The organism is Pseudomonas sp. S3_B11, assembly GCF_054667715.1.
In genome coordinates, this window is sequence record NZ_CP162749.1 from 3844000 (window position 1) to 3859038 (window position 15039).

A 15039-nucleotide genomic window follows, 5' to 3' on the forward strand; every position below is an offset into this window, starting at 1 on the left:
GCCGGCCAGCGACGCCAAAGCGTAGCGGAACCAAATTGAATCAGAATGAGTCAGGTTAAATATGACCACAACGACTAGAGGCTAGATGTTATCGGTCTAAAGTCTGGCTGGAAACGCAACTGTGTTTCTGATTGAGTGGAGGTGTCGCCATGACCCTACAAGGAGTGTCATGGCTCGGTCACCTGGCGACATTAAAGTAGGCACACAACCTGATGAGGAGACAGGCCATGTCCTTGCAACACAGCAGCGACGACAAGATTCAAGTAATCCGCACGCAACCGGACCAGTCTCTGGGCTGCTCGTTCATCGATGCCCAAGGGCGCGAAGTTCCGATCACCGAAGACATGATCCAGAAAGCCTGCAGCGAGCTGGAAAAACGACTGGTCAAGCCTGCCGAACAAAAGTGATACAGCCCGTCTTCAATTGGACCCGACCTTGATGTCGGGTTTTTTATGCCTGCGAGAAACGTTGTGGGAGCAAGGCTTGCCCGCGATGCAGGCACCTCGGTCCCCTGACCGCGTCATCGTTCATCGCGAGCAAGCTTTGCTCCCACAACCCAGCGCAGTCACGATCTGTTGCAAAGCCGCCGACTGCCCTTCGATACGAACCTTCAGGCTGTCGATTTCCCGCCGTGGTGGGTAGTGCTTGCGCAAGGCATCGAACGCGCTGCGTTGTTCGCCTACTGTGCCCACCAGGCTGCGGCGAAAGTTCGCGTCGTCGCCACGGGGGTCGTACACGCTCCGGCACAACGCCGCCAAGGCCCAGGCCGGATCGGTTTCGGCATCCAGGGCGATGCCACCCAGCCAAGGCCTAGGCAACAGGTCGCTGAGGCTGACTTCAACCGGCCGCTCCAGGAAAGCGCACAAGGCCTGGTAGATCTGGGCGGTGCCACGCTGGCGGCCATCGAGGCTGTAACCGGCAATGTGCGGGGTGGCGATCACGCACAAATCGGCCAGGTCCACATCCACGGTGGGCTCCTGCTCCCAGACATCCAGCACCGCTTGCAGGTCTTCGCGTTCCAGCAACACTTCGCGTAGCGCGGCGTTGTCGATCACCGGGCCGCGGGCCGCATTGATCAGCCAGGTCCCGGGCTTGAGCTGGTTCAGACGCGCTTCGTCGAACAGGTGCCAGGTCGGTTGCCCGCCGTCGCGGGTCAACGGTGTGTGCAGGCTGATCACATCGCACTGCTCGATGATCTGCTCCAGGCTCACATAGTCGCCCCCCTCGGCGGCCTGACGCGGCGGATCGCAGACCTTCACGGTCCAGCCCAACCCCTTGAGCACCTCGATCAACCGCCCGCCCACCTGGCCTGCGCCGACCACACCGAAGGTTCGTTGCTCAAGTTGCGCGCCTTCGATTTCTGCCAGGGTCATCAGGCTGCCCAGCACATAGTCCACCACGCCACGGGCGTTGCAGCCCGGCGCGCTGGCCCAGCGGATACCGGCCTCGGCAAGATAGTCCAGGTCCAGGTGATCGGTGCCGATGGTGCACGTGCCAACAAAGCGCACCTTGCTGCCTTCCAGCAGCGCCCGATTGACCTGGCTGACCGAACGCACCAGCAGCACATCGGCTTGCTCGACCATCGTCCGGTCGATCCCCCGGCCCGGTACCCGGCGGATCTCGCCGAATCCTTGGAAAAATGCGTCAAGCAGGGGGATGTTTTCGTCGGCGACGATCAGCATGGCAGAGCTCCTTTGGCGGGGTAGGCAGTGTAGGCGTTCCGTTGGGCCTGTGCATTACCCGGAGCGAATGATGTTGTGGCGAGGGAATGTATGTGGGAGCAAAGCTTGCTCGCGATGCCGACGCCTCGGTTACTCGGCAGACCGCATCATCTTCATCGCGGGCAAGCCTTGCTCCCACAGGTGCTCGAAAACTGAAAAAGCGATTACAAATCCACAACACAGGATTTTTCCTGACCACTGCGTCAAAGCGTAGAATTCGCCGCCTTGCGCTTAACCTTTTCGGACGCTTTCCCTGTGAACCCTGTAATCGATACCGCCACCACCCTCTCCCGCCCGGCCCGGGTTCACCTGGAACTCAGGACCTTGCTGGCCCTGGCCTTGCCGATCATGGTGGCGCAACTGGCAACCACCGCCATGGGGTTTGTCGATGCGGTGATGGCCGGTCGGGTTGGCCCGCGGGACTTGGCGGCCGTAGCCCTGGGCAACTCTATCTGGGTGCCGGTGTTCCTGTTGATGACCGGCACATTGCTGGCAACCACGCCGAAAGTTGCCCAGCGCTTCGGCGCCGGTACGTTCGACGAAATCGGGCCGCTGGTACGCCAGGCGCTGTGGCTGGCATTGGTGGTGGGGTTGATCGCCACACTGGCGCTGTTCAGCGCCGAACCGATCCTGCACATCATGAATGTCGACCCCGAACTGATTGGCCCATGCATGGAATACCTGCGGGGCATCGGCACGGGCCTGCCGGCCGTGGCGCTGTACCACGTACTGCGCTGCTTCAGCGACGGCCTGGGGCGCACGCGGCCGGCGATGGTGCTGGGGCTGTGCGGGCTGGCGCTGAACATTCCGCTCAACTACATCTTCATCTACGGGCACCTGGGCGTGCCCGCCATGGGCGGCGTCGGTTGCGGCTGGGCCACAGCCATCGTGATGTGGGTCATGGCCCTGGGCATGGCCGGTTGGGCTCGCTGGGCACCGGCCTATCAGTCGAGCCGGCTGTTCAGCCGTTTCGACTGGCCGCAATGGGTGGTCATCAAGCGTCTGCTGGGCATCGGCTTGCCGATTGGCATTGCGGTGTTCGCCGAGTCGAGTATTTTCGCGGTGATCGCGCTGCTGATCGGCAGCCTTGGCGCCACAGTAGTGGCCGGGCACCAGATCGCGCTGAATTTCAGTTCCCTGGTGTTCATGATCCCCTACTCCCTGGGCATGGCCGTCACGGTGCGGGTCGGCCAGGCCCTGGGCCGTCGTCAGCCTCGCGAAGCGCGCTTCGCTGCCGGGGTGGGCATGGGCACGGCCCTGGCGTACGCCTGCCTGTCGGCGAGCCTGATGTTCGCGCTGCGCGGGCCTATCGCGGCGATCTATACCGCAGATCCGGTGGTGATCGACGTGGCTTCGATGCTGATCGTCTACGCGGCGCTGTTTCAGTTTTCCGATGCGATCCAGGTCACGGCGGCAGGCGCGTTGCGCGGCTTCCAGGACACCCGGGTAACGATGATCCTGACCCTGTTCGCCTATTGGGGCATCGGCCTGCCGGTGGGTTACGCCCTGGGCCTGACCGACTGGCTCGGTGCCGCCAGCGGCCCGAGCGGATTGTGGCAAGGCCTGATCGTGGGCTTGAGCTGCGCGGCGCTGATGCTGTCGATCCGCCTGGCACGCAGCGCGCGCAAGCAGATCCGCGTCAGCCGCTCGACGGATTAAGCGAGTTTCTTGCGGATCCAGTAGAGGTAAGTGCCCGCTTCCTCCTGCTGGGCCACCAGCTCGTGGTCCAGGAACACGCAAAACTTGGGGATGTCGCGGCGAGTCGAGGGGTCGGTGGCGATGACTTTCAGCAGGCCACCGGGGGCCAGGTCGCGGATGTGCTGGTGCAGCATCATCACCGGTTCCGGGCAATTGAGCCCCGTGGCATCCAGCGTGCCGTCGACCGGCGTGTCGTTCATTTCACTCATGTTCTACTCCTGAAACTGGCCGCATTGTCGCGCAATGTCGGCGTTCGGTCACCCCTGGCTTAACGCCGTACCCTAATGTGGGAGCGAGCTTGCTCGCGATGGCGGTGGGTCAGCTTGCATCAATGTTGAATGTGCCGACGCCATCGCGAGCAAGCTCGCTCCCACAGGGGATTTCATTGGCTCTAAGGGACTAGCGGGACTTCGGCTTTTTCGTGTCCAACCGCCGCAGATGGCACGTCACTTCCTCGCGGTCGTGGTACAGCTGCTTGCAACCGATCTCGACCTTGATCCCCCGAGCCTTGAACCCCTCGGCGATGCGCTCGAGCAGGCGCTTGACCTCGGCATAACGCTGTTTCATCGGCAGCTTGAGGTTGACCACGGCCTCGCGGCAATGCCCTTCGCCAATCCACTCTTCCAGCATCGCCGCGTTGCGTGCCGGTTTCTCGACGATATCGCAGACCATCCAGTCCACCGGCTGCTTGGGCTTGAACGTGAAGCCGTCTGCCATCAGATGCTGCACCAGGCCGGTGTCCATCAGGCTTTCGGCCATCGGGCCATTGTCGATGGCGGTCACCAGCATGCCCCGGTTGACCAGTTGCCAGGTCCAGCCACCCGGCGCGGCGCCGAGGTCCACGCCGGTCATGTCGCTGTGCAGGCGCTCGTCCCACTGATCCCGGGGAATGAAATGGTGCCAGGCCTCTTCAAGCTTGAGGGTGGAACGACTCGGCGCTTCCCGGGGAAACTTCAGGCGGGGAATGCCCATGGGCCACATCGCCGAGTTATCGGATTCGGCCAGGCCCAAGAACACTTCGCGGCCACTCTTGAAAGTCAGCAGCAGGCGCGGCTTGCGCGAGTCGTCCACCAGCTTGCCGGCGCCAATCAGCGCCTTGCGCAACGGGCCTTCGAATTTTTTGCAGAAGTTCGACAGTTCCTTGCCGTCGTTGGTATCCACCACTTCCAGCCACAGGCTGCCACAGGTCGGGAAAGCGGCCATGTGGGCCAGGATGACGCTGATGCGATCGGTTTCCGGCAAATCGATGAACGTACCGCGCGCCCACTGGCGCGGAAAAATCAGTTCGGCGAAACGCTGGCCGCCCATCAGCCGCTCGGCGCCGTCGTCTTCGGTGCAGACAAATTCAGCGCAGGCACTGGCCGGTTTGGCCTTGGCGTAGCCGGCCACGTTGAGCCGGGCCGCGTGTTCGGCGATCTCGGAACAGACCTCGCCTTCGAAGCCTGGCCGGCAGTGCATGAAAAGCGTGTTCATTGAAACTCCGTAGCAAAGCCTGTCACGAAAACCGCCGCATGATAGCGGAGTTCGGAACCGCGAACCTGCCCATAGAGTCCAGTGATTAGTCATACGCTCAAAACAGGGCTAGGTTAAAGGCTCTGTCCGTTCCGTCAGTCCGTAGCCGTGCGGACTCAAAGGAGTGATTTCAATGCCGTCCCTCGATAGCCTGAAAACCCTTAAAACACTGCAAGTCGACGCCAGGACCTACCACTACTTCAGCCTGCCGGATGCTGCCCGAAGCCTGGGCGACCTGGACAAACTGCCCATGTCGTTGAAGGTACTGCTGGAAAACCTGCTGCGCTGGGAAGATGAAAAAACCGTCACCGGCACCGACCTCAAGGCCCTGGCCGGGTGGCTCAAGGAGCGCCGTTCCGACCGCGAGATTCAATACCGCCCCGCCCGGGTGTTGATGCAAGACTTCACCGGCGTCCCCGCCGTGGTCGACCTGGCCGCCATGCGCGCCGCCGTGGAAAAGGCCGGCGGCGATCCCCAGCGGATCAACCCGCTGTCGCCGGTGGACCTGGTGATCGACCACTCGGTGATGGTGGACAAATTCGCCAGCAGCCAGGCGTTCGAGCAGAACGTCGACATCGAAATGCAACGCAACGGCGAACGCTACGCCTTCCTGCGTTGGGGCCAGAGCGCTTTCGACAACTTCAGCGTGGTGCCGCCGGGCACTGGCATCTGCCATCAGGTCAACCTCGAATACCTGGGCCGCACCGTGTGGACCAAAGAGGAAGACGGTCGCACCTACGCGTTCCCCGACACCCTGGTGGGCACCGACTCCCACACCACCATGATCAATGGCCTCGGCGTGCTGGGCTGGGGCGTCGGCGGGATCGAGGCGGAAGCCGCCATGCTCGGCCAACCGGTGTCGATGCTGATTCCCGAGGTCATTGGCTTCAAACTCATCGGCAAGCTGCGCGAAGGCATCACCGCCACCGACCTGGTGCTGACCGTCACGCAGATGCTGCGCAAGAAAGGCGTGGTGGGCAAATTCGTCGAGTTCTATGGCGACGGCCTTGCCGACCTGCCCCTGGCCGACCGCGCCACCATCGCCAACATGGCCCCGGAATATGGCGCCACCTGCGGTTTCTTCCCGGTGGACGATGTGACCCTGGATTACTTGCGCCTGTCGGGACGCCCAGCGGAAACGGTGAAATTGGTCGAGGCCTATTGCAAGGCCCAGGGCCTGTGGCGCTTGCCCGGCCAGGAACCGGTGTTCACCGACACCCTGGAGCTGGACATGAGCAGCGTCGAAGCCAGCCTCGCCGGACCGAAACGCCCGCAGGACCGGGTCTCGTTGCCGAATGTCGGCCAGGCTTTCAGCGACTTCCTGGGGTTGCAGGTCAAACCCACCAGCAAAGAAGAAGGTCGCCTGGAAAGTGAAGGTGGCGGTGGCGTCGCGGTGGGCAATGCCGATCAGGTGGGCGAAGCCGAATATGAATTCGAAGGCCACACCCATCGCCTGAAAAACGGCGCGGTGGTGATTGCCGCCATTACTTCGTGCACCAACACCTCCAACCCCAGCGTGATGATGGCCGCCGGGCTGCTGGCGAAAAAAGCCGTGGAGAAAGGCCTGACCCGCAAGCCTTGGGTCAAGAGTTCCCTGGCGCCGGGCTCCAAGGTGGTCACCGACTACTACAAGGCGGCCGGCCTGACCGAGTACCTGGATAAACTTGGTTTCGACTTGGTGGGCTATGGTTGCACCACCTGCATCGGCAACTCCGGACCATTGCCGGAGCCCATCGAAAAAGCCATCCAGAAAGCCGACCTGACGGTGGCCTCGGTATTGTCAGGCAACCGCAACTTCGAAGGCCGGGTGCATCCACTGGTGAAGACCAACTGGCTGGCCTCGCCGCCACTGGTGGTCGCCTATGCCCTGGCCGGCACGGTGCGTATCGATATCAGTAGCGAGCCGCTGGGCAACGACCGGGACGGCAAGCCGGTGTACCTGCGGGACATCTGGCCCAGCAGCCAGGAAGTGGCCGCCGCCGTGGCCCAGGTCAACACCAGCATGTTCCACAAGGAATACGCCGCCGTGTTTGCCGGTGACGAGCAATGGCAGGCCATCGAAGTGCCGCAAGCGGCGACTTACGTCTGGCAGGACGACTCGACCTACATCCAGCACCCGCCGTTCTTCGACGACATCGACGGGCCGCCACCGGCTGTCAGGAACGTCGAAGGCGCCCGGGTCCTGGCCCTGCTGGGAGACTCGGTGACCACCGACCACATCTCCCCGGCTGGCAATATCAAGGCGGACAGCCCGGCCGGTCGCTACCTGCGCGAACAAGGCGTGGAGCCGCGAGACTTCAACTCCTACGGGTCCAGGCGCGGCAACCACCAGGTGATGATGCGCGGCACCTTCGCCAATATCCGCATTCGCAACGAAATGCTCGACGGCGAAGAAGGCGGCAACACGATCTACATTCCCAGTGGCGAACGAATGCCGATCTACGACGCCGCCATGCTGTACCAGGCCGCAGGCACACCATTGGTGGTGATCGCCGGCCAGGAATATGGCACCGGGTCGAGCCGGGACTGGGCAGCCAAGGGCACGAACCTGCTGGGGGTCAAGGCGGTGATCGCCGAAAGCTTCGAGCGTATCCATCGCTCCAACCTGGTGGGCATGGGCGTGCTGCCGTTGCAGTTCAAGCTCGACCAGAACCGCAAGAGCCTGAACCTCACGGGCAAGGAAACCCTGGACATCCTCGGGCTCAACAACGTCGAACTGACGCCGCGCATGAACCTGCCCCTGGTCATTACCCGCGAGGACGGCAGCCAGGAGCGAATCGAAGTGTTGTGCCGGATCGATACCTTGAATGAAGTGGAATATTTCAAGGCCGGCGGGATCCTTCACTATGTGTTGCGGCAATTGATTGCCAGTTAAAGATAAGCACCCCCTGTGGGAGCGAGCTTGCTCGCGATAGCGGTAGAACAGCCAACATCGATGTTGACTGACAAGCCTCTATCGCGAGCAAGCTCGCTCCCACAGGTTCTGCGGCTGCCTGACCGTCATTAGCGTTTTAACAGGCGGCGTTTTTGCACGAGCCTGCCTATAATCCCGTCGGCACTCACGGAACAGAGTCAGCCAACGGCTTGCACCCTCCTACGCATGAACCTGCATGGATACAAAACGTGTTCTTTGCGCGACCTGGCGGCGTCATAGACGCGGCGGCCACTTTCGCCCAAAGCTCTACCGTCTAAAAGGATGTTATATGCCCGCTTTACCTTGGCCCTACCTGGCCATGCTCGCCATCGGCTATGGCCTGGCCCTGGCTTACGGTCAGTTGGCCTGGACCGCCCTCATCTCAGTCGCGCTATTGCTGTTCGCCGGGTATGCCGTTCGCCAGCAACCCATGCCAATCGGCCGGTTTCTCGGTCACATTCTATTTGTGGTAATGGCCCTGGCGTTGGCCTTGCATTGGATGCCCGGCTTCTTCAACGGGCGGGTGATCCCCGCGCAACGCTTGACCGACGACGCCGCGCCATTTGCCATGTACCTCAACCAGGACAAGCCCCTGATCGGATTCTGGCTGCTGCTGGCCTGCCCCTGGATCGTCGGTCGGCGCTCGTTGCGCCTGTCGGTCTATGCCACGGCCCTGGGTCTGGCGCTGAGCGCGGTGCTGGCCCTCGGCGGGGCGATGCTGCTGGGCATGATCCACTGGGCACCAAAGTGGCCGGAGCACGCCTGGCTGTGGGTGCTCAATAATCTTTTATTGGTGACGCTCGTGGAGGAAGCGCTGTTTCGCGGCTACATTCAGGGAGGCTTGAGCCAGCGCTTCAAACACCTGAGTTACGGCGACAACCTGGCGCTGCTCCTGACCTCGCTGCTGTTCGGCCTGGTACACGCTGGCGCAGGTTGGCAATGGGTGCTGCTGTCGGGCCTGGCGGGGGTCGGCTACGGCCTGGCATATCGTTTTGGCGGCCTGGGTGCGGCGATTGCCACGCATTTTCTCCTCAATCTGCTTCATTTCGCCCTATTTACCTACCCGATGCTGGCGTGATAGCGACAGGCAAAAATAACTTCAATTTAAACCTGACACCGCCGACAACCTTTCATAGCCTTTCAAAGCCTTGCGGATCTACACACATGCGTAACAACCAACCCGTCACACAACGCGAAAGGACCTTCCCGGCCCAGCAACGATTGATTTCGACCACCGACGCCAAGGGCGTGATCACCTACTGCAACGACGCATTCGTTGACATCAGCGGGTATTCGAAGGAAGAACTGATTCGTTCGCCGCACAATCTCGTGCGCCATCCCGACGTCCCATCCGCGGTGTTCGCACACATGTGGGGTACGCTGAAACAAGGCTTGCCATGGATGGGCATCGTCAAGAATCGCAGCAAGAACGGCGACCATTACTGGGTCAACGCCTATGTCACGCCTGTGTTCGAGGGCAATCAGGTGGTCGGCTACGAATCGGTGCGGGTCAAGCCCTCCGCCGAACAGATCGCCGGGGCCGAAGCGCTTTATCAACGCATCAACCAAGGCAAGTCCGCGGTTCCGGGCAGCGACAAATGGGTGCCCATGCTGCAGGACTGGCTACCGTTTATCCTGGTCAGCCAGTTGAGTTTCGTCGTCGGCGCGTTCCTGGATTCCTCCTGGGGCTTTGCCCTGGCGGCCGTGCTGGCGGTGCCCTTGGGGCTGATGGGCCTGCAATGGCAGCAACGCGGGATCAAGCGCCTGCTGCGCCTGGCCGAACAGACCACGTCCGACCCGCTGATCGCCCGGATGTACACCGACAGCCGCGGCGTCCAGGCACGCCTGGAGATGTCGATCCTCAGCCAGGAGGCGCGCCTGAAAACCTGCCTGACCCGCCTGCAGGACACCGCCGAGCACCTTAACGACCAGGCTCGCCAGTCCAACACCCTGGCCCATGACAGTTCCAGCGGTCTGGAGCGCCAGCGGGTGGAAACCGAACAGGTCGCCACGGCCGTCAACCAGATGGCCGCAACGACCCAGGAAGTCGCCAGCCACGTGCAGCGCACCGCCGATGCCACCCAGGAAGCCAACCGCCTGACCAGCCGCGGCCGCGACATCGCCGGCGAAACCCGCGAAGCCATCGAGCGCCTGTCGGTGGTGGTCGGCGAAACCGGGCAGACCGTGACCCAGTTGGCCAAGGACAGCGACGAGATCGGTGGCGTGGTAGACGTGATCAAAGGCATCGCCGACCAGACCAACCTGCTGGCCCTCAACGCCGCCATCGAAGCGGCCCGTGCCGGGGAGATGGGCCGTGGTTTTGCCGTGGTGGCTGACGAAGTGCGGCAACTGGCACAACGCACCAGCGAATCCACCGGGCAGATCCACGCCCTGATCGCCAAGCTCCAGCAGACCGCCACCAACGCCGTGCAGACCATGGACGCTGGCCATCGCCAGGCCGAAGAAGGCGTGGCCCGGGTCATGGAAGCGGACGAGGCGCTGGTGGGGATCAGCGAAGCGGTGGCCCACATCACCGACATGACCACCCAAATCGCCGCCGCCACCGAGGAGCAAAGCTCAGTGGCCGAGGAGATCAGCCGCAACATCAGCAACATCTCGGCTCTCGCCGACCAGACCTCTGGCCAGGCTCACAGCTCGGCGCTGCTGAGCGAAGAGCTGACCCGCACGGCCAACACGCAGTATTCGTTGGTGGAGCGGTTTAATCGCTGATAGATGTTGGCTTGATCAAAAAACCCGGACAGCGAAAGCTTCCGGGTTTTTTGTTGCCTGATAGATCGCTATCGCGAGCAAGCTCGCGATAAGGCCGGCAACAGCATCATCATTTCTGAAGAAGAAACCCGGCCACTCTCTGCGCCGCCGCCTCCAGATGCTGCTCATGACTGAACCCCGAAGCCTTCAGCGGCTTGAGGTCATGATCCCCCGCCACCAACCACAACACCTCGATGCTCGGTGACAAGGTGTAGCCCTGCACCGCCTCCCGATTGCCCAGCGCATCGCGCTCGCCCTGGACGATCATGGTCCGGGTTTTCAACGCCGCCAGGTGCTCGACCCGTGGTTTCTCCGGCTTGCCCACCGCATAGAAGGGATACCCCAGGCACACCAGCGCATCGGCGCCCAACTCATCGGCCAGCAGGCTCGCCATGCGCCCGCCCATGGACTTGCCCCCCACCGCCAGCCGCCCAGCGACATAAGGCCGCACCGTGGTGTACACCTCCCGCCAGCATTCCAGCAGCTTAGGTGCCGGGTTGGGCGGACGCTTGCCCCCGTCCTGGCGCCGTTGGGCCATGTAGGGAAACTCGAAACGCAACACGTTGACACCATGCGCGGCAAGGCGCGCGGCCATTTCCTCCATAAAGCCACTGTCCATTGGCGCACCGGCACCATGGGCCAGGATCAGGGTTGGCGCCTTGGCGCCAGCGACCGATTGTCCGGCTGTCCATAACCAGCCATGTTCGGCTACACATCGCGCCCATTGATCCCCGTCAATACTGGCCTTGTGCTGTTTGTCCATGCTGACCTCGCTTTTAGTCTGCCTATAACTCCAGGCGAAGAACGCCGCACTGCCTTGCGCAGGCGCTCACTTCGGCTGAACCGTGGATGGGGAACCATGAACACTTCTATCAGTACCGCCTACAACTACAAGGTGGTCCGCCAATTCGCCATTATGACGGTGGTGTGGGGCATCGTCGGCATGGGGCTCGGGGTTTTTCTCGCCGCCCAATTGGTCTGGCCACAACTCAACTTCGATTTGCCATGGACCAGCTTCGGCCGCCTGCGCCCACTGCACACCAACGCAGTGATCTTCGCTTTCGGCGGTTGCGCCCTGTTCGCCAGTTCGTTCTATTCGGTGCAACGCACCTGCCAGACGCAGCTGTTCGCGCCGAAAATCGCCGCGTTCTGCTTCTGGGGATGGCAACTGGTGATCCTGCTGGCGGCCATCAGCCTGCCACTGGGCTACACCAGTTCCAAGGAATACGCCGAGCTGGAATGGCCGATCGACATCCTGATCACCATCGTCTGGGTGGCCTACGCCATCGTGTTCTTCGGCACCGTGGCCAAGCGCAACACCAAGCACATCTACGTCGGTAACTGGTTCTTCGGCGGGTTCATCCTGACCGTGGCGATCCTGCACATCGTCAACAACCTGGAACTGCCAGTGAGCTTCACCAAGTCCTACTCGGTGTACGCCGGGGCCACGGACGCGATGGTGCAATGGTGGTACGGCCACAACGCCGTGGGCTTCTTCCTCACCGCAGGCTTCCTGGGGATGATGTACTACTTCGTGCCGAAGCAGGCCGAGCGCCCGGTGTATTCCTATCGCTTGTCCATCGTGCACTTCTGGGCGCTGATCACCCTGTACATCTGGGCAGGTCCCCACCACCTGCACTACACCGCGCTGCCGGACTGGGCACAGTCGCTGGGCATGGTGATGTCGCTGATCCTGCTGGCGCCAAGCTGGGGCGGCATGATCAACGGCATGATGACCCTGTCGGGGGCCTGGCATAAGCTGCGCAGCGACCCGATCCTGCGGTTCCTGGTGGTGTCCCTGGCGTTCTACGGCATGTCGACCTTCGAAGGTCCGATGATGGCGATCAAGACCGTCAACGCCCTCTCCCACTACACCGACTGGACCATCGGCCACGTACATGCCGGCGCGCTCGGCTGGGTGGCAATGATTTCCATCGGCGCGCTGTACCACATGATCCCGAAAGTCTTCGGCCGGCCACAGATGCACAGCATCGGCCTGATCAACGCGCACTTCTGGCTCGCAACCATCGGCACCGTGCTCTACATCGCCTCGATGTGGGTCAACGGCATCGCCCAGGGCCTGATGTGGCGTGCGGTGAACGAGGACGGCACGCTCACCTACTCCTTCGTCGAAACCCTGGTGGCCAGCCACCCAGGCTTCGTCGTGCGGCTGGCGGGCGGGTCGATCTTCCTCCTCGGCATGCTGCTGATGGCCTACAACACCTGGCGCACCGTGCGGGCCTACCAGCCTGCCGAAGCCGCCGCTGCCGCGCAGATGGCCTGAGGAGTCCACCATGAAACACGAAACAATCGAAAAAAACGTCGGCCTGCTGATGCTGCTGATGGTCCTGGCCGTGAGCATTGGCGGCCTGACCCAGATCGTGCCGCTGTTCTTCCAGGACGTGACCAATAAACCGGTAGACGGCATGAAGCCCTACACCGCCCTGCAACTGGAAGGCCGCGACATCTACATCCGTGAAGGCTGCGTCGGCTGCCACTCGCAGATGATCCGTCCGTTCCGCGCCGAGACCGAGCGCTACGGCCACTACTCCGTCGCCGGCGAAAGCGTCTGGGACCATCCATTCCTGTGGGGCTCCAAGCGCACCGGGCCGGACCTGGCACGGGTCGGCGCGCGCTACTCCGATGATTGGCACCGCGCCCACTTGTACAACCCGCGCAACGTCGTGCCCGAGTCGAAAATGCCGGCCTACCCGTGGCTGGTGACCCACGCGGTAGACAGCAGCCACACCGAAGGCAAGCTGCGCGCCATGCGCACCCTGGGCGTGCCGTATACCGATGACGACATCGCAGGCGCGACGGCCTCGCTCAAGGGCAAGACCGAAATGGACGCGCTGGTGGCCTACCTGCAAGTGCTCGGCACTGCCATCAAGAGCAAGAGGTGAGCCATGGTTCTTGAAATGAGTACTGGAATGATCCGCGGCCTGGGCACGGTCGTGGTGTTCATCGCCTTCATCGGCCTGACCCTGTGGGTATTCAGCAGCAAACGTCGTCCAGAGTTCGCCGAAGCGCGCCTGCTGCCGTTCGCCGACGAGCCACCTGCCGACATCGCCACCCCCAAGACCCTGCAACAAGGAGTACCCGGCCATGACCACCTTCTGGAGTACGTGGATCTGCGTACTGACCATCGGCAGCCTCATCGGCCTGACTTGGTTGCTGATCGGCACTCGCAAGGGCGAGACCAAGGGCAGCGTCGACCAGACCATGGGCCACAGCTTCGACGGCATCGAGGAGTACGACAACCCGCTGCCGCAGTGGTGGTTCCTGTTGTTCGCCGGCACCCTGGTGTTTTCCGTCGGCTACCTGGTCCTCTATCCGGGCCTGGGCAACTGGAAAGGCATCCTGCCAGGCTACGAGAACGGCTGGACCGGCGCCCATGAATGGGAAAAGGAAATGGCCAAGGCCGACGCCAAGTTCGGGCCGATCTTCGCCAAATTCGCCGCCATGCCTGTGGAGGAAGTGGCCAAGGACCCACAAGCCTTGAAGATGGGTGGCCGCCTGTTCGCCTCCAACTGCTCGGTCTGCCACGGTTCGGACGCCAAGGGTGCCTTCGGCTTCCCGAACCTGGTCGACAGCAACTGGCGCTGGGGCGGCGCTGCCGACACCATCAAGACCACCATCATGGGCGGCCGCATGGCGGCGATGCCGGCCTGGGGTGAAGTGCTGGGAGAGGCCGGGGTCAAGAACGTGGCCGCGTACGTACGCCACGATTTGGCCGGTCTGCCTCTGCCGGCGGACAGTGGTGCCGACCTGCAAGCCGGCCAACAGGCCTTCAGCACCACCTGTGTCGCCTGCCACGGCGCCAACGGCCAGGGAACCGAAGCCATGGGCGCGCCGAACCTGACGAAACCGGCCGGCTTCATCTACGGCACCAGCCTGGCACAGTTGCAGCAGACCATTCGCCATGGTCGCCAGGGCCACATGCCAGCGCAGAATGAGTTGCTGGGCAATGACAAGGTGCAGCTGCTGGCCGCCTACGTCTACAGTCTGTCCCACACCGCCGGTGCCGAGCGCCTGCAAGCCGAACACAAAAGCGAATAAATCTTGACCGCGTGAACAGCCGCATCCGTCTGGATGCGGCTGCTCCGTGTCCCTGCGCGACGCATTGTCGCACCCTCCCATAGTCTTTCTTTCGGTTCCCCGGAATCGGGTCTAAGCTTGCCTTTGCGTGCGCTGGCGACTGCCGGTTTCAGGTCGACCCGACCCGATGCGTTCGACAATCGTTCGTCAAAAAGGCCGCAAAGGCAGGTGAATACCGGCTGTTGCGACAGTTGCCTGGCATCACCCGAACGCTGTGTTTGAACACACCCCGTTACAACCGACCTGACCCCCTCGCCTCATTCCTTCGTTGCGACATTTTGCCGTGGGCCATTTTTGTCCCTACAAGGAACATGGAAAGGCCGCAGA

Annotated in this window: 12 protein-coding genes and 1 pseudogene; 9 read left to right on the forward strand and 4 right to left on the reverse strand. The window is 62.4% G+C overall.

The annotated features are described in order from the left end of the window. Positions 1–227: 227 nt before the first annotated feature. Positions 228–407 carry a PA1571 family protein gene (locus AB4O22_RS17305; protein WP_003199629.1) on the forward strand — a complete coding sequence of 60 codons (180 nt, stop codon included), beginning with the start codon at positions 228–230 and terminating at the stop codon, positions 405–407. 120 nt (positions 408–527) lie between these two features. Here the strand turns inward: AB4O22_RS17305 and pdxB are convergent, their stop codons facing one another. Continuing rightward, positions 528–1682 (reverse strand): 4-phosphoerythronate dehydrogenase PdxB, encoded by a 1155-nt coding sequence (gene pdxB, locus AB4O22_RS17310; protein ID WP_460096823.1) that lies wholly within the window; start codon positions 1680–1682, stop codon positions 528–530. Positions 1683–1976: 294 nt separating this feature from the next. On the opposite strand from pdxB, the gene AB4O22_RS17315 reads away from it, so the two are divergent. Then, positions 1977–3380, forward strand: coding sequence for an MATE family efflux transporter (locus AB4O22_RS17315; protein WP_223473039.1), 1404 nt, complete (start codon positions 1977–1979; stop codon positions 3378–3380). Here AB4O22_RS17315 and tusA read toward each other — a convergent pair. Further along, a complete protein-coding gene (gene tusA, locus AB4O22_RS17320) occupies positions 3377–3628 on the reverse strand; it encodes a sulfurtransferase TusA (RefSeq protein ID WP_003183455.1) in 252 nt (83 codons plus the stop codon). The two genes, AB4O22_RS17315 and tusA, sit on opposite strands and share 4 nt — an antisense overlap. Positions 3629–3818: 190 nt before the next feature. Beyond that, the gene (rlmM, locus tag AB4O22_RS17325) at positions 3819–4892 is read right to left on the reverse strand and encodes a 23S rRNA (cytidine(2498)-2'-O)-methyltransferase RlmM (protein WP_460096827.1); all 1074 of its coding nucleotides are present in this window, start codon (positions 4890–4892) and stop codon (positions 3819–3821) included. 172 nt (positions 4893–5064) lie between these two features. On the opposite strand from rlmM, the gene acnA reads away from it, so the two are divergent. The 3 genes from acnA to AB4O22_RS17340 all read left to right on the forward strand — a co-directional run bounded on the left by acnA (position 5065) and on the right by AB4O22_RS17340 (position 10575). Next, on the forward strand, positions 5065–7806 hold the full coding sequence (gene acnA / locus AB4O22_RS17330) for an aconitate hydratase AcnA (protein ID WP_003199621.1): 2742 nt from the start codon (positions 5065–5067) through the stop codon (positions 7804–7806). Between the two features lie 328 nt (positions 7807–8134). Further along, entirely contained in the window at positions 8135–8923 is a 789-nt protein-coding gene (locus AB4O22_RS17335; RefSeq protein WP_013692618.1) for a CPBP family intramembrane glutamic endopeptidase, read from the forward strand. A gap of 86 nt (positions 8924–9009) precedes the next feature. Beyond that, positions 9010–10575 (forward strand): methyl-accepting chemotaxis protein, encoded by a 1566-nt coding sequence (locus AB4O22_RS17340; RefSeq protein ID WP_460106030.1) that lies wholly within the window; start codon positions 9010–9012, stop codon positions 10573–10575. A gap of 109 nt (positions 10576–10684) precedes the next feature. On the opposite strand, the gene AB4O22_RS17345 is transcribed toward AB4O22_RS17340, so the two are convergent. Further along, entirely contained in the window at positions 10685–11377 is a 693-nt protein-coding gene (locus AB4O22_RS17345; protein ID WP_003199616.1) for an alpha/beta family hydrolase, read from the reverse strand. Positions 11378–11473: 96 nt separating this feature from the next. Between AB4O22_RS17345 and ccoN the strand changes: the two genes are divergently transcribed. The 4 genes and pseudogenes from ccoN to ccoP all read left to right on the forward strand — a co-directional run bounded on the left by ccoN (position 11474) and on the right by ccoP (position 14673). Beyond that, complete coding sequence (gene ccoN, locus AB4O22_RS17350; protein WP_003199614.1) at positions 11474–12898, forward strand: cytochrome-c oxidase, cbb3-type subunit I; 1425 nt, start codon at positions 11474–11476, stop codon at positions 12896–12898. A gap of 10 nt (positions 12899–12908) precedes the next feature. Further along, complete coding sequence (gene ccoO, locus AB4O22_RS17355) at positions 12909–13517, forward strand: cytochrome-c oxidase, cbb3-type subunit II (protein ID WP_003199612.1); 609 nt, start codon at positions 12909–12911, stop codon at positions 13515–13517. A gap of 3 nt (positions 13518–13520) precedes the next feature. Further along, positions 13521–13723, forward strand: a pseudogene (locus AB4O22_RS17360) (cbb3-type cytochrome oxidase subunit 3). After that, positions 13720–14673 carry a cytochrome-c oxidase, cbb3-type subunit III gene (gene ccoP, locus AB4O22_RS17365; RefSeq protein ID WP_003199609.1) on the forward strand — a complete coding sequence of 318 codons (954 nt, stop codon included), beginning with the start codon at positions 13720–13722 and terminating at the stop codon, positions 14671–14673. The pseudogene AB4O22_RS17360 and the gene ccoP overlap by 4 nt, the downstream one beginning before the upstream one ends. Positions 14674–15039 lie beyond the last annotated feature (366 nt).